Below are 19,574 nucleotides of genomic sequence, written 5' to 3'. Positions count from 1 at the left end.
TGGCCTAGCCATTAGATTGGACCAGCCTCGTGTTGGATTGTCAAGCGTTCATCGAACTATCAGGGCCGCAACCAGCTCGATGGCTGGGCCTCGTTGATCCGGGGGCCCAGGAATGGAATGGGACAGAGCGCAAGTAGTTGCACGCGAAGGCCCGGGAGCGACCGTGTGTTGTGTAGCAGCCTCCTCGACAGATCGCGCCGCAGTGGTTGTATGTGCATCAGCTCCTGGGTTCACGCCGGTGACAGGCAAGGAGTATCGCTCGAATGTGATCCGCCCCTGAAGCTATTGCAGCGCCTGCCATTGCCGAAGATATGCCCTACCGTAATCATTTCCATGCGGAGTGCGGAGAACAGTATGAATGTGAAACGGCTGCGGACTGGCGTAGTCGAGAAACACCCCACAATGGTGATCTAGCTCAATAACCACACTCGGTGACTGAATTCGGTAGTAGAAAACATCTCCAGGGCCATGACCGCCTATCCATGACAACCACGTTTCGTCGAGAAATCGCCTCACCTCCCTCAGTCGACCAGATCGTGGGCCATCTGGCAACAGGGCATAAAATTGCTCGACTATGTCGAGAACCAACCCTTGCGCGCGTGCGGAAAGCGACGAAACCGAAACGCCCTCGAAAGGAATAATTCGATTGTCCTGAAAGGCTCCTGCGAGATGACGCTCGTCACCGGAATGGACCCTCCCCTCGGGCATAGCCGGGTCCACCATCTGGTCGTACACGGTTGCCGAAACACGCTGTTCCGGTGTCAGCTCGGACATCAATTGTCTTCCGAGATCAATTCTTCGCGAAAGGGATTCGACTCCCCGGTGTGGTCCTTCGTCAATCTCATTGGGTTCAGCACCGAAGAAAACCGGTCCGATGACCATCCTTCCACCGATCACCAGGCAATTCACTGCGAGATGATGCCCGTACAACTGCCATCCCCACGGTTCCGTCTCATGGGGGTCACCATACAAAGCCATGTTATAGCTGTATTGGTTCAATACACCTTGCAAATCAAGGATGTCACCGAGGAATCCGTTAATCAGCATTGTATCGCGTACAAGTCGATACCCATCGGAACTGAGTGATGCAGCTACCAATGCAAGTGCATTGTCTCGAACCTCTTGCGGCTGAAATTCGAGACGAATACCGGTGTCGAATTGCATAAATTCGGGGTTGGCCCAGGTCTGCCACTCTCTGGCATCAACCGAGTACCGAAATCTGGTTCGGCTCTCCTGGTCAAGCGAAACGAGCAGCTCGTTGGCAGCAGCAACCATCGCTGCTACGGGTGCTTGCTCACCTTCCAACGGTGGGTCATATCGATGAACATCGTTTCGAAGACGACCATCTTCAGTGATTCCTCGAAACTCGTTTAGGTATAAAGGACGCCATCCCGCGATGAGATTTCCGGTGAAAGTTCCCTCTTCGCGGGCTTTGTCGCGATAGGAGTATGCATCCATGCCCCGAATCTCGCTTAGGCGCGGATGATTGTGAGGGAATAAATATCTGCGAAATTCGCCGACCATCTACAGAAGTCCTTTCGTAGACGTAGAAACTACTGATCGTGGGTTGAACGTGAAGTAGAAAATACTCTTGTTTACGGCAGTTTGTTGCGAGGAAACGCGGGTCGCACTTTGTTGATGAAAGAATTTATTCCAATCTCGACATCGGCATTTGGGAGGCTACGCCAGAAACGCTCAACTTCTTGGACTTCTCCTAGAGACCTGGTGGAAGCAGTGATCATGGCTTTAGCGGCGGTGACCGAAATTGGAGACCTCGAGCAGATTGTGCGAGCCAACTCCATAGCTGCCGGTCGCAAATCCTCATCCGAAGTGACTTGTTGGACGAGACCGAGCCGAAGTGCTACTTCAGGCGTAACGGGGTCGCCGGAGAACAACATCCATTTTGCTGCAGAGGCCCCAACCAGGGATGTCAGCCGACTGATGGATTCAGCAGGATATACTATTCCTAGTTTGCCAGGAGTTATAGCAACAAAACTCCTGGCGCTCGCAATCCGTATATCACATGCTAACGCCAGCTGTGCGCCGCCTCCCAAGCAATAGCCGTCAATTGCAGCAATGGTTGGCATCGGGGCCGCTGAAATTCGGCGCTCCACGAGAGCCAGATCGTCCGCTATGGCGTTTGCATTTGATGCAGTGATCTCCTTGATGTCCATCCCTGAGCTGAAATGTGCGCCAGACCCAGTAAGGACCACAGCCAAGGCGATCCGGTCGGTCGACAACTTGTCGAAGATTTCCACCAGCTGCCTACGCATCGAGCTAGTAATGGAATTGCGGGAACGTGGATTACTTATTTCGACAATTGCAATCTCGTCTTCAAATTGTACCGTTACCGTACCATTGTTCACATTGGTATCGACGGCTCGATCAGACTTCATATTGTTCAATTTCCTTGCTGTGCATTCGGCGGGGCGAGACGAAATAACCACTCAATCAGGACGCTAATCCCAACGTCGAATTACCAGCAACTCTGCATCGTGGCCGGATCTGTTCACAGCGCACCGTTTCTCGCCGGCTTCGATGTAGACGGAGTCGCCTACGCCGAGAGTGCAGGTGTCGCCTTCGAAGTCGACGTCGAGAACGCCCACGGTGACGATGTAGATGATCTCGGTGCTGGCTGCGTCCAATTCTCCAGTAGCACCAGGAGGGTAATGGGAAAGTCCGACGCTCATCCGGTCTGGGCCGCCTGCTTCTTCACCCTGAAGCCTGACAGGCGATATTGTCAGATGATTAATCGGCTTGTACGGTATTGCGTCCTTACGAAGAACAATATTCATCTTCTAAAAATCCTTTACGTATGTCGGTTTCAGTGGGCAGTGCCAGATATTACTCGAAACGAAATTCACTTAAATGAACTTTTGACCACTGTCGACGGGTTTGTCGGCATGCATCTGGTCTATTGCGCCGGGTTGATGCCGAATGGATAATGTCCGGATTACAGCTTGACGTTTATTTGTTTGATTTGCGTGAAACCTTCCAGCATTCCTTCTAGCGAAAGCTCACGGCCTACGCCACTTTGCTTCATGCCACCGTACGACTGCCCGATCACCTGTCCCCCGCCTTGATTTACTTGCACCCAACCGGCGTCGAGGCTGTGGGCGGTCCGAAGTGCCCTGCCCAGGTTCTGGCAGAAGACGAACGCAGCAAGCCCATAGTCGGAGTCATTCGCCATGCCAATGACTTCAGCGTCGTCGCTCCACTCGATAACGGATAGAACTGGGCCGAAGATCTCTTCTTGCGCGACACGCCAAGTGTTATCGACCCCCGCCAAGATCATGGGTGCATGGTAAAAACCAGACGAAGGAACTTTCATGGAAGGACGCCCGTCGTAAACGATCCGCGCTCCTGCATGGCTCGTTCCTTCGTCGATGTATTCCTGGACACGACGCCATTGCTTGTCGTTGATGATGCAGCCGATGTCCGTATCTTCGTCTCGCGGGTCACCTATTTTGAGTTGTGCAACTCGCAGAGCGAGTTTGTCCAAAAATTCTTCAGAAATGTCCCGATGCAAAAAGAGGCGGGAGCCGGTCGTGCAGGACTGGCTTTGGCGGGCAAATCGGGTTGCGAGCAGGACTTGGTCGACCACGTCATCCGTGCACGAGTCCGGGAAAACGATGGTCGGTGATTTTCCGCCTAGTTCGAGTGAGAAGTGCGCGAGGCGACCACCAGCTTTAGCCCCAACCCCCCTCCCCACAGGGGTCGAGCCCGTAAAGGACACCTTGTTTACATCTTCATGGACAACTAGAGCCTCACCAACCTCTGCACCGTAACCTGTCACGACGTTGAGGACTCCCGGTGGAAGTACCGACGCGCAGATCTCCATCATCTTCAGAATTGTGAGGGGTGCGTCTTCGGCGGCTTTGACGACGACTGTATTCCCGGTGACGAGAGCGGCGGGGACCTTGAATGCGGCGATCATCAAAGGGCTGTTCCACGGGAGGATTGCCGCTACCACACCGAGCGGCTGTCGTCGCGTGTACTGGAGCTGTTCTGTGGGTCCAGGTAGGGTCAGTCCCTTGACTTCTCCTGCCAGCCCAGCAAAGTAACGGAAGCAGTCGACCAGCGCTTTCGCCTCAGGTCGAGCCTGTGTCCGGATTGCGTTGCCCGTGTCGAGTGCGGTGAGCTGCGCTAAGTCTTCGATTTTCTCTTCGAGCAGGTTCGCAATGTTCAACAGCACCTTCTGGCGATGTGGAAAAGTCAGCTGCGACCAGTCGGTGAATGCCGTGCGTGCGGCCTGGACAGCTCTGTCGGCGTCCACTGCTCGTCCTCGAGGAACCGTCGCGATTACGAGGTTCCGGTCGATAGGGGTAATGACATCGATGGTCTCTCCGTCCGTGGAGTCTACCCACTCGCCGTTGATGAACATCTTCCATACCTGCGGTTCACCATCAATTACGTGCATTTTGTCTCTTTCCGTACCCGCTGGGCGAAGCGCATACCCTTCGCCGTGAAATTGGTCGCGTGTTCGTTGTGCTGGTGCATCTTGAAATCCTTTTTGGGATCGTGTGATCAGTGCATGCGTCCAGTAGTTGGTTCCGCAGGTGTACTTTCTGTCGATTTCCCGTCGATAGTCAACATCCCAGTACGTCAGACATGGTCGCGTCCCCCACGTGCCGCTGTGAGCCATTGGCGAATCCAAACGCCGTGTTCGTCCAGGGATGGAGGGGCGAGCCGGTAACTTGGTGGAGTACGCGACATCCGAATTGGATTGCGCACTGTCGGAACTGCGTGGCGACCTACCTCGACCACCGGGGCCAATCCCAATTCCTCAGCAAGCTGAATACCTCCAGCGACAGTGTTGATCGGTGCGCAAGGTAGACCTGCTTCAGTCAGAACTTCGAACCAGGTTCGCGCGCTCTTCGTCGATAACGCATCGAGTAGGAGTGGCCGCAGCTGTTCGCGATTAGCACTCCGTTTACCTGCCGTAGCGAAACTCGGATCACTGGCGAGTTCAGGGCGGCCGATGGCCGCGGCGAGTCGGCGGAACTGTCCGTCGTTACCAGCCACCACAATCAGATCCCCGTCACCGGTCGCGAATGGTTCGTAAGGGAAAATACTGGGGTGTGAATTTCCCATCCTGTGCGGCACCACGTCGCCGGCTACATAAGAAGATGCTTGGTTGACCAGTGTGGACATTGCTGTCGACAAGAGATTTGTTTCGACGTGTTGGCCTTCGCCGGTAAGTTGACGATGGTAAAGCGCAGATAGAATACCGATGACGGAGTGCATTCCCGTGGTGACGTCGAAGACGGACATCCCCGTCCGCAGGGGTTGACCGTCAGGGTCTCCGGTCAGACTCATGAGCCCCGACATTCCCTGAACCAAAAGATCGTAGCCCGGTAAACGCGCACCGCCGGCGGCTCCAAATCCGCTGATCGAACAATAAATGACCGCGTCATTACGGGCTTGAACTGCCTCGAAATCCAGCCCGAAGCGAGTGAGGCCGCCGGGTTTGAAATTCTGTATGAAGACGTCTGCCCTCGCAGACAGCTCATGAGCGAGTTCGAGGTCGGACGGATTGTTCAAGTCCAGGGAAACAGATCGCTTGTTCCGGTTGATTGCCAGGTAGTAAGTGCCAACCCCGTCGCGAGCGGGGTGTGACCAACTGCGACTGTCGTCGCCTTCGGGTGCTTCCACCTTGATGACGTCCGCTCCCAGATCGGCCATCAGCATAGTGGCGTAGGGACCTGCGAGAACTCTCGAGAAGTCAGCTACGACGAGCCCACTGAGCGGGCCATCTGACGGTTTTGTACTCATGCAATTACCTTTGCTATGAACTGTTGGTCATCTGGCATTTCGGAGGTCAATAGCTCGCGACAGAGCCAGCCGTGGCCTTCAGCAAGTGACCGAGCTCGTCGACCAGAGCGGGTAGATCCACGGCTTGTGCGACGCCGAAGACGTACCAGTCCGGTCGGGTGATGTATGCGTCGACATCGTGTTTGGTGAGGAAGTCGTGATAAACACCTTCGATATCCTCGACGGCGTTCGGATCCGTGGGGTCATCAAGAACAGCCACAGCGCATCCGATCGAATCCAGCAATTCTCGCTGCTTGTCACTGAGGTCAGGAGTTCGACGACTGATCAGTTGCAGATTGTGGCCGAGGACGTCGTCTCCCCTGCCCTCACGGTCAGCACTGCGCAAGCGCCCCTGAGGCGACAGAGAACCGGTAACCGCGGCGATAGTCCCGTCGGCCTCCCGATGAAGTACGCCGTGCTCGAGTTTTGGGAAATTGGGCAGCGGGGCTGTCAGGGGGCTGCGCAGCTTCGCATTGCGTTCTTCTGCGAGCGCCCGATCAGTGATGTTGACCATTTTCGCCAGTTCATGGCTGACGAAGACGAGTGTGGAGACGTGCGGTTCTCGCTCCGTTTGGTACTCGTCCAACAGACTTTCACCGGCAGCACCGTCGAGTACCAGGGCTAGTTTCCAACCGATGTTGCGTGCGTCCCTCATTGCCGAGCAACCGCCTTGGCCCATGTAGGGCGGCATTGTGTGTGCGGCATCGCCGACAATGAAGACTCGCCCGTTGCGCCAGCGATCGGCGACGCGAGTGTGGTAGTGATAGACGGCTTGACGGCAAACCGAGAGCTCCTGCGAGCCGAGGCCGTGATGCTCTTCCAAGAACTCCCAAACCTTACCGGGGGCGAGCATTTCCTCGTCTGTTTCGGAGTCGTCTACCCTCGCCTCGAACCGGTATCGGTTACCCCCTAGTGGCATGTACATCCGTGGCCGCTTGGGGTCCATAACCATCATGGCTTTGTCCCGATACTGGTCGGGTAGCTCTACCAGTTTGTTCATGTCGTAGTTGATCCAGCGTTCGTGCATGCCGTAGTCGCGCATAGTGATTCCGGCAAGCTGCCGCACGACGCTGTTCGTCCCGTCTGCTCCGACGACGTATCGGACGCGAACGGTCCGGTGATCTGCTTCGTCCGTCGATCCTTTCGGGCGGACGGTCAACTGCACGTGATCGTCGTACTGCTCCAGGCCGACGACTTCTGTGCCTCTGAAGACATCCACGTTCGTCATGCCGGCTACGCACTCCTGTAGATGAGCCTCGAAGTCCGGTTGAAAGACGGCGTAGTGCGCGTCGAATCCGCATTCTCTGGTGCTCCAGTCCAGGGAGATCAACGGATCTTCCTCTGCATCACCGAAATTCAGGCTGGCAATCGGCGAAGCGTTGCGTAGAGCGTGGTCCACATCTGTCCCGGTCGCTTGAATCGTTCGACACGTCTCCCCGTCGATGTGTCCAAGCCGGGGCAGCGGGTACGCAACCTCGTGCCGTTCGAATACGGCGACGCGGTGGCCAGCACCTCCGATCGTGGACGCGGTGACCTCACCTGAGGGGCCGTAGCCCACAACGGCCACGTCGTATTCAATCGACATAGTTTCTCCCTGAGTAGTGATCGGAGCTCGGTAAACCACCCGAACCTTTACGCTAGATAGTATTGCTCGTCACATTCCAGCGCAAGGTTTTGGCCGAGACGGCTCCTGCGCGACCACTGCCCGTCCTGCGCCGTCAAGTCGAAACACTGGCCGCCTGACATCCCTTCACCGGTTTCGAGCTGGAACCGTGACCCACGCGACGAGCGCGTTGTGAGCCTGTAGTTCTGTGTGGGGTTGATGCGATGGCGGTCCTGTTCGATGGCTGACTGGCGGTGGCCACAGACCGTGATCCATGAGCTGCGTCGATATCCTGAACGTCAAGCCCAGATCGATTTGCCCGCGGGGCTGCTAGCGCGAGTAAATAACCCCTATAATGTTTCGCATGTTCACTTCACCCCAAACCCGGGCGCAATCTCTGGTTCACGACATCGAGCGTCTGATTGTCGACAGGGGCCTGCATCCGGGTGAGCGCATCGACACGATGGATGGATTGCGCGAGCAGACTGGGCTTGGTAGGGCCACGATCAGCGAAGCCGCTCGGCTACTTGCTGAGCGGGGAACCGTGGACATCAGGCCGGGCCGCGGTGGCGGTCTCTTCGTTGCCGAGGTCGGCCCGGTGGTCCGTCTTCGTCACACACTCCTTGCCGTCGATAACGAAGGCGCGACTGTCGCCGATGCAATCGCCGTACGTGATTCGTTGGAGGAGCTGATCGATGTCGACGCCGCTTTGCATCGAACTACACACGATATTGCCGATCTCAACCAGATCATCGGACGGATGCGCGCTGAGGCGGTAACTCGAGATGCGTTCATGCGCGTCAACTGGCTCTTGCACGAACGGATAGCGCAAATTACACCGAATCAGATGGCAAGGGGTGTTTACCTGGGTACCTTGAAGTACGTAAGCGGACTTGCGAGCCACGCCGACAGCGCAATCGATGTCGATGAACGTGCTTACACCTCGCACCGAGTTGACGTCCACGCCGATCTGGTGGCGGCCATAACTGCGGGCGATCGAGACGAGACGGTTCGCGTTGTGCATCTCCACCGCGGCTTGAGGTCCTCATAAGATTTCCACGGGAGCTCGTTGAATGGTGCCGGATGCTGCCACGCTCTGTCACGATGCCGGCAGCCATGGAGATGAAACAAGCTTCGGCGCTTTGACTTTGACGACCTGCCCGGCCCGAACAACTAGTGCTGCCAGCCATGATCGTTCATATGGATCCGCGCATTCGGAAACCATGCCGGTATCGAACGAACAACCGCGGATCGATTTGGGTTTGCGGCGGGCCATGCATTGCCAACAGTTTGGATCCTCCCACGTCGAAACGCGCCACAACAGGGCGTTCGACGCCTGACGTGGGAGGCCCAAACCTTTGTTCCTTGTTCTATTTCTTCCGTGGGCCATCGCCGCATGACAACGCTGAATCCGCGTATGTTGGCGATTCGGTGACTGCGCGGATCACAATCATGCTGGCTGGAAAAGTTGTTTCGTTGACGACTGATCGAACGGTTTGTGCCTTCATCCGGACTGTATCCATCGGACCTAGGCGAGCCACCTCGCCGTCTGCTTCGAACGTCAACTGTCCGACAGTGACGATGTATACGGTGTCTGCGGGAACTTCGGATATTTCCGCTCTACCGCCCGGCAAGTAGTGCGAGTACATGACGGTGAAGTTCTCGGCCCTCGAGACGGGAGGGCCCACCACGACCATAGGTTGGACATTGCGGTGGGCCGGCGCATCGATCGCTATGGCTTGTGTTGCCCGGCGAACTTCCATCGTCATTGTTGATCCTCATCGCATCGTTGCACTCCCACGCTCCAATCTCGAGAAGCGAAATCGCCGCGCAGCCCGAAGTCTTATAGGTACGCCGACACCCTGTTACCTCAGGACTACTGCGTTGGCAGGTGACGAAATGCCACCGGGTGCTGGTGCAGGGGTACTGACCAGTAGTCCGGTGTACGTCCCGGTGGCGCGGGAATCCATTGCCAAGTCGTGTAGCCACCAAAGCTCCCCAAGCGGAAGTCCGAAACTACCAATCAAAATTTGGTGGATGAACGCGAACGGCGCCTGGTCGGGAGACAAATTTGCGGGCCACGCCTCCACGCCCGCGGCGTCACCAGCGAAGGCGCATACCTGGGAGTCCCACAAATAGGCGCAAATTTCTTCGGAATGTTCCAGACCCGGGGACTGGTAATTATTCGGTAGACGCTTACGTTCTTGAAGCGAAAGCTGCCGGTACCACTGTGTGAATCCCGTATACAACAGAGGAATATCACCCTTCTCCCACTCCACGCCTGCAATTTCGCGAGCAGCCTCGAGATCCTCGACGGAGTATTCGATCGCAGTTCCCGACTCGTGGTCACGCCCGCTCCGGGCAAACACCTCTGGCATATCCAGGAGGACGCCCCGGCCGCTGATTCCATGCTCAGCCAAACGATGGACGCCATTGCGCTCCGTGTCGCGGACTTGTTCGTGAGTGGCACCGTTGTAGTAGACGTCGCGTGTCAGGCCAATGTGCGCGAGGCCGTCCCATTGGCTGCCGGCCTGAGCGAAAAAGTTGTCCCACACGTCGTCCAGGCCGATACCACCGGGTTGCTCGATCACGTGCTGACGTGGATTTCCACGCGCGGCGTTCAGGGGTGGATCGAAAGTTCCCCATGGCAGATCCATCGGGAAAGCGACGCCGCGTTGAACCAACCGGGCGGCTTCAACTATCCGGTCGGGAGTCGCGAGGTTGACGCGACCGATTTCATCCGCATCGCCGAACTGGCCCCAACCACTGCGGCCACCTCCCGGCAATTCTGGAAGCTCGTGGTACTTGGGTAGGTCACTCGGGGTCATTATCTCTCACTCTTTGGTTGGTATTGCTTGGTCTGTTGACACGAGAAGCTGGCTGAAAAGAACCGAGATTGGAAAATCTCAGGGTGCAATCCGTTACTGGTAAACGCGAGCTAGCCAACCATCGGGGTTCGCGCCCTCAACCATGAGCGCGCGCTCGTCGATGAGCCAGCGACCGTCGTCCTGCTTGACGAACTTGTCGTCCCACCGGCCCCAGTGGTCGGGTACCGCCTCGTTCGTGATTGCGAGAAACATCGTCGTCACGACGGCTTCGGTAGCGTTGGCGAATTCGATATCGAGAGTGGTCGCGTGATGGCGGATGTACTTGGCTTCATCACCCTTGACCACCTCACCCATTTGTGTCGGCCCCACCACTGTCCCGTCTGGAAGGCGAATTCGTGCGTTCTCCGTATACAGAACGCTCATCCCCGCGAAGTCGGCATTTTCTCTGGCCAGGTTGCAATACCGATGCATAACGGCAGTAATCAGACAGCGATCCTCGACTCGCGCGTCGTTCAGGCTGGTGTCGTTCACTGGCTCAATCTCCTTTGTGATGATGGGTGGCAATACGCGAACTTTCAATGTTTCGGACCTAACAAGGTCGAGGTGAAGCACTGACACTGATCGATTCGGCTGTCATTGCCACGCAGCCCCGCCTGCTGAGCGTCAGCTGACGAACGGTTGCGTTGGCGATGACACCCGAGAAGTACATCAATGCGCCTGTAAGCGCGGCTTTTTGGCCTGACTAGTGCAGCTGTCCCGCGCGGCAGCAAAGAGACGACTGTGCTGCATCGGTGCCATGGAACGGGGTCGGGCGAAACATGTCATTGCAGGTCTCACTTCCATCGGCTGGAACAGGCTTTCGATTGCACGGCGAGTAAACAGGCGAACCTTTCGCATAGACAGCTTCACCCTTACGGCAGAAAACGTCAAGGCCTCGTTCGATCGACCTAGGGATGCGGTTGCCAAGGCGCATACTCGACGGGCAGGCCGGTTCACCGGTTCAAGGTCGCTGGCCAGCACAGGGTCCTTCTGCACCGTTGAATCCGCGGTCCGCGGGTAGCGGACTGCCGACGCGTCGAAAATCGACGGGGCGGGTAGGCGGGCGCCCTGCAGCTGACCTATGACTACGACCATCGGATCGCTGAACCGGCTTAAATGCCTAAACAGTCGAAGGGTTAGTAGGTTTGATGTAGCCTTGAGGCAGGTTGCAAAAGCCGGCAGGGGAACGCGGCACGTTGGGTGACGAGCGGACCGTGGCTCTCCGCGGGAAGCATCGGAGATTCAGCAGTCAGTGACGTCCCAGGCCCGTAGAACAGTCCTCACACCTCACCGTAACGGTTTCATCGTGGATTGCTGAGTGGCGCGAACTGTGATGCATCTTCTGCAACCTGCTCAAGTTTCCAGATAGCAGGCCGTAGGACGCGTGGCAGTGTCGAAGTCCATCGACGCTCCTGCGGCTGCGCCTGCGGACTCTGGATCGTGACCTGTTTGTCCACGTCGAAAGGGATACACATGAAGACTGTGCACGTAACGCTAGATATCACCTACGCCGTCGTCGACGGCTTAGCCTTGAGTCTCGACCTGTACAGACCCGAATCCGAATCGGAATCTGTTCCAGTTGTGCTGTACCTCCACGGTGGTGGCTGGCGGGTTGGAGACAAATCCGACGGTGCAGACGAGCGATTGCGCGCCTTCGCCGCTCGCGGGGTAGCGGTGGCCTCGGCGAACTATCGTCTAGTCACTGACCAGATTTACCCCGCTCAGATTCACGACACGAAAGCAGCCATTCGTTGGTTGCGTGCTCGCGGGTCGGAACTAGGACTGTCGACCGACAAGATCGGAGTCTGGGGAGCATCTGCCGGTGCGTACCTCACAAGCCTGGCAGCGTTGACACCAAATGACCCCGCCTTCGAAGGTCGTGTAGGTGACCACCTCGACCAGTCGACTGCCGTCGACGCCGCGGTGCACTGGTTCGGACAGTCCGATCTCGTGGTGAACTCGCGCCTAACTTGGCTCGAGAAGGAGATTCTCAACCCACCTGTCGAGGGGGCTCTATTCGGTGTGGAGGACGTCGAATCGATTGCGGAGACGGTGCGAGCCGCCAGTCCTCTGGCTCGAGTTACGGCAGACGCACCGCCTTTTCTCATCGCGCACGGCGACCGCGACCGCGTCCTTCCAGCGAGCGAAAGTATTGCGCTGCACGACGCGCTCGTTCGAGCCGGTGCCGAATCGACGCTCGTCCTCCTTGGAGGATGCGGGCATGAAGACCCTAATTTCGACCGACCTGATCACCTTGCACTGACGTCGGCTTTCCTTTCTTCCCATCTCCAAACAGCCGTCTGACCGTCACACCCGGCAAAGCTACTCATCACAAAACGGAAGCAGAGTCATGAAAATTGTGGGCTTCAGGTTGACAGGGGACGTCGGCGTCACGGTGGGGCGACTGGATGACGACAGTGTTCAACCCATCACGGATCTCAAAACCTTTTGGACCAACCCGCGCGCGTGGACAGCCAAGGCGCATGACGTCACCGATGTACGCCTACCTCTCAACTCGGTCCAACTGGTGCCGCCAGTACCCGAATCAGCTCGTGTCGTCTGCATCGGTCTCAACTACCGCGAACATGCCGCGGAAGGATCATTCAACGTACCCGACTACCCGACTTTGTTCGGACGATGGACCTCGTCGTTGACGGCCGGTGGAGTGTCCGCCCCGGTGCCGGCCGACGAAGCCGGCCTCGACTGGGAGGGCGAGGTCGCCGCGTACGTGGGTTCCACTTTGTGTGACGTCGACGCGGATACCGCTCGTGCTGCTGTTCTGGGCTACTCGACATTCAACGACCTGACTGCCAGGAAAGCTCAAAAACTCACTGCTCAGTGGACCTTGGGCAAGAATGGTGACAGAACCGGTCCGATGGGCCCACTGGTCACTTCGGACGAGGTTGGAGACCTCCGCGACGGACTCCGGGTTATGACCCGTGTCAACGGATCCATCGTGCAAGACGGCAATACGCGAGACCACATTTTCGAGCTGGGCGACGTTCTGTCTCTTATCAGCCGTACCTTGACCCTCAACCCTGGTGACGTAATCGCCACTGGTACGCCCGCGGGAGTTGGCTACGTGAGAAACCCCCCGTGGCTTTTGAACGACGGCGACACCGTCGAGGTCGAAATCGACAGACTCGGAACTCTTGTGACTCCTATCGTGGGCTCGTCCGCGCGTTGAGGCGGAGCCATCAGCCAGGTCGTCATTCCGATAGCGAACCTCCTGTTCGCGCCTCATCGGGATGGCAATTGGAGTATCCCACTGCACCGCGAATTAACCCGAGTGAGTATCGACTCTCTGGCGGATCGCAAAGTTGATACCTGTTGCACCACAACGCTTCTCGGTGGCAGGTAACCCGGGGGTGAGAAACGTAGTCTGTAGTCCCCTTTCTCTGCTCGGCGTTGCGTCCCCGCGGCCCGTTACCCGCATTGATTTCGGAGTGCGAGTCAGCCGTTGGCGTGGGATGCTTCCACAGAGTCGCCGAAGAAACCGTGCCGTGGCCAAACATTGATATGAGCCCGCGCAGAACCGTCGGCGGCGAGCCAGGCCGTTCTTACTGTGGCTGCGGATACCGTCCAGCGACTCACCCATGCGCTCGGCGGCGGACAGCTCGCCGCTCCACGGTGCCGAAGCCGCTGATGCACGTCACCGGCAGAGAACGTGCTGCGGAGTGGACCGCGCTGAAAATGACGCTAGTAACCTGCTCCTTGATCAAAATCTCACGAGACGAATACCGTTGCATCACCGCAATTCAAACCACTTGGATGCAGTACTGGACCAACAGTCTCCGCGGGTAGCCGCCGTACAAACGTAACCAATTGCTGAACGTCGGGTTGATGTTTACGAACGAAGGATGACACTGAAGATGCGAAAGGTCTTTCCCACACTCGTACTCCCACCTCCGAAATGCGAAGAATGGGAATGGCAAATGGATGCGGCGTGTCACGCGATGCCCGCCAGCATGTTCTTCCCGCCCACCGGTATCGGCGGGTACGCCCGCGCGCTACGTGAGCGCGATGCGAAACGGATTTGTTCTGTATGTCCGGTTATCGGCCGTTGTCGTCAGTATGCACTCAACACGCACGAGGCGCACGGAGTTTGGGGCGGAATGACTGCCCAGGAGCGTTTGCGTCTGTTGGGTAGCCGTCAAAGTAGCTCGGACGACGGAATCTGAAACGCTCGACCAGCTTCTGGATCGGTTGACCGACCGGGCGTTGGGCGCTCCGACACCGGGGTCGACTGGCTGGAAATCGCAATGGCGCGAGGCCGATTCGACGATCGGCCGAGCCCCCGCCGTCGAGCGGTCTTGGGTTCGAGCTCAATTGGTGCGCCGCGCGGGTGCTAGCCTCGTGATGGTCGACCCCACTCCCCCGCCGCTACTGCACACGAAGGTAGCTCAGTCTCCGCGCAGGGTGCGGGCCACTGGAGTTCGTGTCGATGAGGCTCAGCTGACGTTTGTCTGACATCGATTCTCTGTGCATGTTTCTGTCTCTTCTCGTAGCGTGTCAATGCTCGCCTTTACAGAAGTGCCTGATTGTCCGTGAGACACCCAGTCTCCAGCTGCCCTTGTCCACGGTGGCGCACGGGGACAGGGCCTTAGGGCGCTCTCATACCGCAGGCATCAGTGCTGGCTCGCGCTGAAACCGCAGGATTGGCTACATCCTAGATTTGCTCCCACATCTGCTCATCGACGAATGGAGGCACACCCCAGGCGTACGAGAGCTTAACAACCAATTCCAGACGATCAACGCCGCCGACGAATAGACGGGAGGCGTCGATCGGTGACCGCCAAAAGAGCGCCAGCCACAGTTACTATCGCGGCGCATAACTGCGGGCCCGTAAATGTCTCGCCCAAAAACACCACGGCACAGACAGATCCGAAGATAGGTGTAGCGAACATCAAGATAGTCGCGGTGGTCGGTCTGACGTGACGCAATCCTCGAAAGTAGAACAGGTATGCCAAGACGGTCGGTCCGATCGCAAGGTAGGCGATATTCAACCATGATGTCGAGGACACAGCGCTCCATTCAACATCCGGAATGGCGGGTGCAGCGAGAACTGCCAGCGCGAGAGCTCCTACCGCCGTGCCCACCGCCGTAGCCTGAAGTGGGTCGGTTCCCTTCAAGACGTTCTTGGACGTAATCGTGTAGGCGGCCCAGCAGGCCGCTGCTGCAAGGAAGACCGCATCACCTCCCAGCCGCGAGTCGCTGAGCCCAGCGTTGGCACCTCCGACGCAGACGAAGAACAGGATCGCCCCACACACCGCCAGTATCAGCCCCGTAATTCGCATCCCTGAAGCTTGTTCACGGCCAGTGATCACCATGAAGGTGGTTGTTATCACGGGGCTCATGACCGGGACGATCACCGTGCCGTCGAGCGCGGGCGCGAGCGATAACCCCCAGAAAAAGAAGACGTTGTAAGCGAATACCCCTAACAGTCCGACTGCGCCGGCACGGATTGCCGCGCCACGACTGAGGGTGAAGCCACGCCGAGACATGGCAAGAACTATGAGGAGCAGGATCAAAGCCCCGCCGCCAAAACGTAGGACGGCCGCTACTTGATGCGGGATCTCACCCACCACTTGTTTCGAGCTGACGAACCCAGTGCCGAAGAGCGCCATGGCGACAAGTAAATTGAGGTATGCGCGTTGGTCGGATCCAGACGCGGTCGAGCGAGCTTTGTCAGCCACGTGTCCTCAATTCTCTAGATTAGAAGGTAGGGATATATACGGCCGTGACGTGAGGGTTTGCCAGCCTGGGTCGAGCCCGCGGTGGCTTGTTGCCGCAAGTGCACGGCAAACCTCACGCAGATGCTCGTACGTCAGCTCCAATTTCTCTCTTGATGGATCGGCATTGCACCGAATACTTCCTCGAGCAGTGAATACCGATGATCTGATCGGCCGGTGCCGAGGTCCAGTCGAATCGATCGAACCGTTTGCAGTCAGATTGGGTTGAGCTCATCAAGACCTGTCGACAGGGGCTGCGCGGCCGAGGCCTCGTGCTCAGTGAGCGGCCTTCGCGAGGTCCTGCAGCTGGGTGCGCAGCTCATCAAGTGAGACCTCGCCTCGACAAGAAATTGCAGATCTGGCGTGGAGCACACATGGGTGGGCTGGACGGAAGATCGAGCTAGCGGGTTTGTCTAAGAACGAGCCGTCGGGACGGAGTCTGTCCTGTCTCGGTGCCCGACGGCTCTCTGCACCTCCAGAACCAGCTTTCCGACGTGCTTGTTGTCCGCTAACTGATTCTGTACCTCGGCAACCTCATGCCAGGGATATATGCCGTGGACCACGGGGCGGAGTGCGTCGGCGTTTCCTTCGAGATCGACCGTTCGCAACGCGCGAGCGATATCGAACTTGTCCGTGTCGGTGCGCGTTCGAAACGTCACTCCGATGAGTTCGACGCGTTTACGAGCGAGCTCTTCCATATCGAGCGATCCGTTGGAGCCACCCAATCGGCCTACACCAACGATCCGACCACCGATGGCGGCCGCCCGCAAGTTCTGCTCGAGATATGGACCACCGACATGGTCCAGCACTACATCGATTCCCCGCCCACCCGTCAACTCGTCGGTACGATCCGCGAAATCGGTCTTGGTGACGTCGATCAATTCGTCGATACCGTGTCGCAGCAACGACTCTCGGTGCAGTCCCGACCGGGCGGTGCCGTACACGCGCCCGGCTCCGAGTACTCTCGCAAGCGAGATCGCTTGCGTTGCAACGCCTGCCGGCGCTGCGTGTACGAGCACGCTCTCACCGGGTTGGAGCCGACCTGCAGTGACGAGGGCATTATGCTCCGTCATCAATGCCACAACCGCAGCGGCTCCCTCGGCGTAGGACCACGACCTCGGCACCGGCACCAGAGCAGCGGCCGGAACCACGACTTCCTCGGCGAGGCCACCGGGCACCATTGCCATCACCCGGTCGCCGACGGCTATGCCGCTGACATCCGGCGCGACTTCGATGACGTCACCGCATGCGTCGATACCAGCAACGGCAGGGGTTTCGCCACCTCCCGCCGCTGAGATGTACTTGCCAGCACGGATCAACAGATCGGCGCGATTGACTGAAGCGGCGCGAACTAGGACACGCACGCTCCCCGCGACGAGCTCAGGTCTGTCGATCACGGACAACGATGGGGTGATAACCCCGTCGATCTGGGTGAGCAAAACCGCATGCACTGTGTACCTCACTGAACGATCGTGGACGTCGGATCTGGATCAGCTTGCACGAGAATTAATTTCGAGCCGACGCTAGTCCTCCCTCCGAGGCGACGTCGGTCGGCTGATGTTGCACCACTGAACCTGACAGCAACCGCCTGCTGCCCGGTGCGAACTTCACTGAGCGTTGCCACGAGCAACACGTGGCAAAATGGACTAGTCACTGAGTCAGTAAGAACCTAATCAGTGAAGTGGATTGCTTGTCAACCATGAAGTGTCGGCGACTTTGTGCGTCGACGCGATAGGCTCGTGGAATCAGAGGATCAGAGAGCGAGTGACACAGTGGCTGAGCACATACGTCGGGTAGCACGGCCGCGACTGTATGAGATGATTGTCGAACAATTGTGCGCACACATAGCCGACCGCGACATGAGGCCCGGTGAACGCTTGCCGGCCGAGCGCGAACTCGCCGGTCAACTCGGAGTCAGCCGCGCGTCCCTGAGTCAAGCGCTCGTTGCTCTCGAGGTTCAAGGCATACTGTCCGTCCGCCACGGCGACGGTGCTGTCCTCGTTCGCCGCCCCGTAGGAGATACGGCGATTCGCGCGCTTCGGGAACACGCGGACAGGCTGCCGGAAGTTATCGAGGCGCGTGAGGCTCTCGAGGTCAAACTTGCCGAACTGGCTGCGACTCGGAGAAGTGACGCTGAAATGGCTGCAATCGATCGTGCCCTCACCGTGATGGAGTCCGAGATTACCGAAGGCGACCGGGGTGTGTCTGGTGATGAACTTTTCCATCGTGCAATTACCGAAGCCGCGCACTCCCCACTCCTTGCACGGCTGATGGGCGAAATCGCCGAACTAATCCGAGAAACACGAATCGAATCACTGTCCCAGTCCGAACGCCCCAAAGCGTCGCTCGAAGGCCACCGCCGCATCGCCGAAGCAGTGCGCCAAAGAGATTCGATGGCGGCCGGTCGAGCAATGGCCGAGCACATCCGCCTTGTTTCCGATGTCGCTTTACTAAGACCACTCGAGGCCAGCGTCGAGTGAACTCGACGGCGCGACAGCTATCGCGCTGACGAATCTGGAGTGCGTTCATCCGCATGGAAACGCTGCGGTGATCGATTGAGGGCGTTGCACCTTGATATCTGGACCACGTGGCCCGGCCCATTCGCGCGAGCCACACTGCGATGTGACTTGCAGTCTTGGGCAGAGCGAAGTCTCCTGGACTGTGCGAAAACTCCAGACGCAAGTTTTCGTTCTCGAAGGTGGAAGAACGGCTCACAGCCGCACCCTCAGGGGCGTTGTGAACGCGCTCTCATGCGTGGGCGACGATCATGTCGGCGAATCGTCATGTGATCTGCGAAACTGCGCTACAGATCTGGGCGTCGTGGGCGCGGACGTTGTCTTCCTCCGTGTCCAAAACCGTGTGAGGGGCGAAGCCCTCGCTTCCCACGCCTCGAGCTCGAGTTCCCCCGCGCTCAATCCTCATCGGCCTGCGCGGCGGTGCGGTGGTTAGGTAGGTCAAGTCTGGCAACTTGCATCGATGATGTTGGCGCAGTTGAATTTTGCCCATAGCTGGGTGAGTCGGATTACTGTCAGTCGCCGCCCATCGATGTTTCCGACATCCTCAGCCCTTCGACTGCAACCGCGTCAGCTTTGCCGTTGAATCCATTCCTCCAAGTGCGGTGACTCGTCGCCGATGCTGGTCCCGTCCCCATGGCCGGTGTTCACCCTTGTCTCCGCCGGCAGCGTGAACAACCGGTCCCGGATCGACCCGATGATCGTCGGGAAGTCCGAGTAGGAGCGGCCCGTGGCTCCGGGGCCGCCGGAGAACAGGGTGTCGCCGGAGAACAGCTGCCCGGCCTCGGGCAGATACAGACAACTCGACCCCGGCGAATGACCAGGAGTATGCAACGCCACGATCTCCGTCCCCGCGACGGTGATCCGCTGACCGTCCTCGAGCACCGAATGCCCGACGCCCGGATGCGTCTGCTCCCACAACACATCATCGGCCGGATGCAACAGAATCGGCGCATCCAACTCCCCCGACAACTGCGGCGCAACCGTCACATGATCGTTGTGACCATGCGTACACACAATCGCCCGCACCTGCCGACCCGCGACA

General features: G+C 58.1%; 16 protein-coding genes. 5 read left to right on the top strand and 11 right to left on the bottom strand.

What is annotated here, in order from left to right; all coding sequences use genetic code 11:
* Positions 1–282: 282 nt before the first annotated feature.
* The 6 genes from RFA01S_RS20070 to RFA01S_RS20045 form a co-directional block, all read right to left on the bottom strand.
* Positions 283–1,458 carry a DUF3500 domain-containing protein gene (locus tag RFA01S_RS20070; protein ID WP_230597393.1) on the bottom strand — a complete coding sequence of 392 codons (1,176 nt, stop codon included), beginning with the start codon at positions 1,456–1,458 and terminating at the stop codon, positions 283–285.
* Positions 1,459–1,595: 137 nt separating this feature from the next.
* Positions 1,596–2,396, bottom strand: a complete 801-nt coding sequence (locus RFA01S_RS20065; RefSeq protein ID WP_080731110.1) for an enoyl-CoA hydratase/isomerase family protein — start codon at positions 2,394–2,396, stop codon at positions 1,596–1,598.
* Positions 2,397–2,459: 63 nt separating this feature from the next.
* On the bottom strand, positions 2,460–2,795 hold the full coding sequence (locus RFA01S_RS20060) for a cupin domain-containing protein (RefSeq protein ID WP_072692155.1): 336 nt from the start codon (positions 2,793–2,795) through the stop codon (positions 2,460–2,462).
* 158 nt (positions 2,796–2,953) lie between these two features.
* A complete protein-coding gene (locus tag RFA01S_RS20055; protein WP_230597394.1) occupies positions 2,954–4,645 on the bottom strand; it encodes an aldehyde dehydrogenase family protein in 1,692 nt (563 codons plus the stop codon).
* A complete protein-coding gene (locus RFA01S_RS20050; protein ID WP_032389325.1) occupies positions 4,606–5,775 on the bottom strand; it encodes a CaiB/BaiF CoA transferase family protein in 1,170 nt (389 codons plus the stop codon). Before RFA01S_RS20050 ends, RFA01S_RS20055 begins: the two co-directional genes overlap by 40 nt.
* 46 nt (positions 5,776–5,821) lie before the next feature.
* Positions 5,822–7,399 carry a bifunctional 3-(3-hydroxy-phenyl)propionate/3-hydroxycinnamic acid hydroxylase gene (locus RFA01S_RS20045; protein ID WP_032389326.1) on the bottom strand — a complete coding sequence of 526 codons (1,578 nt, stop codon included), beginning with the start codon at positions 7,397–7,399 and terminating at the stop codon, positions 5,822–5,824.
* A 382-nt stretch (positions 7,400–7,781) separates the two neighbouring features.
* Here RFA01S_RS20045 and RFA01S_RS20040 point away from each other — a divergent pair, with 382 nt between their 5' ends.
* Complete coding sequence (locus tag RFA01S_RS20040) at positions 7,782–8,468, top strand: FadR/GntR family transcriptional regulator (RefSeq protein WP_032389592.1); 687 nt, start codon at positions 7,782–7,784, stop codon at positions 8,466–8,468.
* Between the two features lie 814 nt (positions 8,469–9,282).
* Here the strand turns inward: RFA01S_RS20040 and RFA01S_RS20030 are convergent.
* Positions 9,283–10,245 carry a cyclase family protein gene (locus RFA01S_RS20030; RefSeq protein WP_080731111.1) on the bottom strand — a complete coding sequence of 321 codons (963 nt, stop codon included), beginning with the start codon at positions 10,243–10,245 and terminating at the stop codon, positions 9,283–9,285.
* Between the two features lie 93 nt (positions 10,246–10,338).
* Positions 10,339–10,776, bottom strand: coding sequence for a nuclear transport factor 2 family protein (locus RFA01S_RS20020; RefSeq protein WP_139278478.1), 438 nt, complete (start codon positions 10,774–10,776; stop codon positions 10,339–10,341).
* Between the two features lie 981 nt (positions 10,777–11,757).
* On the opposite strand from RFA01S_RS20020, the gene RFA01S_RS20015 reads away from it, so the two are divergent.
* From RFA01S_RS20015 to RFA01S_RS20005, 3 genes are all read left to right on the top strand, one after another.
* Positions 11,758–12,588 carry an alpha/beta hydrolase gene (locus RFA01S_RS20015; RefSeq protein ID WP_032406810.1) on the top strand — a complete coding sequence of 277 codons (831 nt, stop codon included), beginning with the start codon at positions 11,758–11,760 and terminating at the stop codon, positions 12,586–12,588.
* 46 nt (positions 12,589–12,634) lie between these two features.
* Positions 12,635–13,471: a fumarylacetoacetate hydrolase family protein gene (locus RFA01S_RS20010; RefSeq protein WP_032389332.1), complete on the top strand. Its 837-nt coding sequence runs from the start codon at positions 12,635–12,637 to the stop codon at positions 13,469–13,471.
* Positions 13,472–14,144: 673 nt separating this feature from the next.
* Positions 14,145–14,465, top strand: coding sequence for a WhiB family transcriptional regulator (locus RFA01S_RS20005; protein WP_307718874.1), 321 nt, complete (start codon positions 14,145–14,147; stop codon positions 14,463–14,465).
* A gap of 570 nt (positions 14,466–15,035) precedes the next feature.
* Here RFA01S_RS20005 and RFA01S_RS20000 read toward each other — a convergent pair.
* Both RFA01S_RS20000 and RFA01S_RS19995 read right to left on the bottom strand, forming a co-directional pair.
* Entirely contained in the window at positions 15,036–15,980 is a 945-nt protein-coding gene (locus RFA01S_RS20000; RefSeq protein ID WP_032389333.1) for a DMT family transporter, read from the bottom strand.
* 449 nt (positions 15,981–16,429) lie between these two features.
* Positions 16,430–17,479, bottom strand: coding sequence for a zinc-binding dehydrogenase (locus RFA01S_RS19995; RefSeq protein ID WP_230597395.1), 1,050 nt, complete (start codon positions 17,477–17,479; stop codon positions 16,430–16,432).
* Positions 17,480–17,788: 309 nt separating this feature from the next.
* On the opposite strand from RFA01S_RS19995, the gene RFA01S_RS19990 reads away from it, so the two are divergent.
* Entirely contained in the window at positions 17,789–18,496 is a 708-nt protein-coding gene (locus tag RFA01S_RS19990; RefSeq protein WP_072692171.1) for a FadR/GntR family transcriptional regulator, read from the top strand.
* A 603-nt stretch (positions 18,497–19,099) separates the two neighbouring features.
* On the opposite strand, the gene RFA01S_RS19985 is transcribed toward RFA01S_RS19990, so the two are convergent.
* The coding region (locus tag RFA01S_RS19985) for an MBL fold metallo-hydrolase (RefSeq protein WP_072692152.1) at positions 19,100–19,574 on the bottom strand (475 nt) is incomplete at its 5' end.

The sequence above is a fragment of the Rhodococcoides fascians NBRC 12155 = LMG 3623 genome, assembly GCF_001894785.1.
In the GTDB taxonomy this organism is placed as follows: Bacteria; Actinomycetota; Actinomycetes; order Mycobacteriales; family Mycobacteriaceae; genus Rhodococcoides; species Rhodococcoides fascians.
The sequence above is the reverse complement of the archived record's forward strand: the minus strand, read 5'-3'. Positions and strand labels throughout refer to the sequence as shown.

Coding starts and splice junctions, on each gene's coding strand:
- RFA01S_RS20040 (WP_032389592.1), top strand. CDS start 7,782: ATGTTCACTTCACCCCAAACCCGGGCGCAATCTCTGGTTCACGACATC.
- RFA01S_RS20060 (WP_072692155.1), bottom strand. CDS start 2,795: ATGAATATTGTTCTTCGTAAGGACGCAATACCGTACAAGCCGATTAAT.
- RFA01S_RS20070 (WP_230597393.1), bottom strand. CDS start 1,458: ATGGATGCATACTCCTATCGCGACAAAGCCCGCGAAGAGGGAACTTTC.
- RFA01S_RS20030 (WP_080731111.1), bottom strand. CDS start 10,245: ATGACCCCGAGTGACCTACCCAAGTACCACGAGCTTCCAGAATTGCCG.
- RFA01S_RS20050 (WP_032389325.1), bottom strand. CDS start 5,775: ATGAGTACAAAACCGTCAGATGGCCCGCTCAGTGGGCTCGTCGTAGCT.
- RFA01S_RS20045 (WP_032389326.1), bottom strand. CDS start 7,399: ATGTCGATTGAATACGACGTGGCCGTTGTGGGCTACGGCCCCTCAGGT.
- RFA01S_RS20010 (WP_032389332.1), top strand. CDS start 12,635: ATGAAAATTGTGGGCTTCAGGTTGACAGGGGACGTCGGCGTCACGGTG.
- RFA01S_RS20015 (WP_032406810.1), top strand. CDS start 11,758: ATGAAGACTGTGCACGTAACGCTAGATATCACCTACGCCGTCGTCGAC.
- RFA01S_RS20065 (WP_080731110.1), bottom strand. CDS start 2,396: ATGAAGTCTGATCGAGCCGTCGATACCAATGTGAACAATGGTACGGTA.
- RFA01S_RS20005 (WP_307718874.1), top strand. CDS start 14,145: ATGACACTGAAGATGCGAAAGGTCTTTCCCACACTCGTACTCCCACCT.
- RFA01S_RS20055 (WP_230597394.1), bottom strand. CDS start 4,645: ATGGCTCACAGCGGCACGTGGGGGACGCGACCATGTCTGACGTACTGG.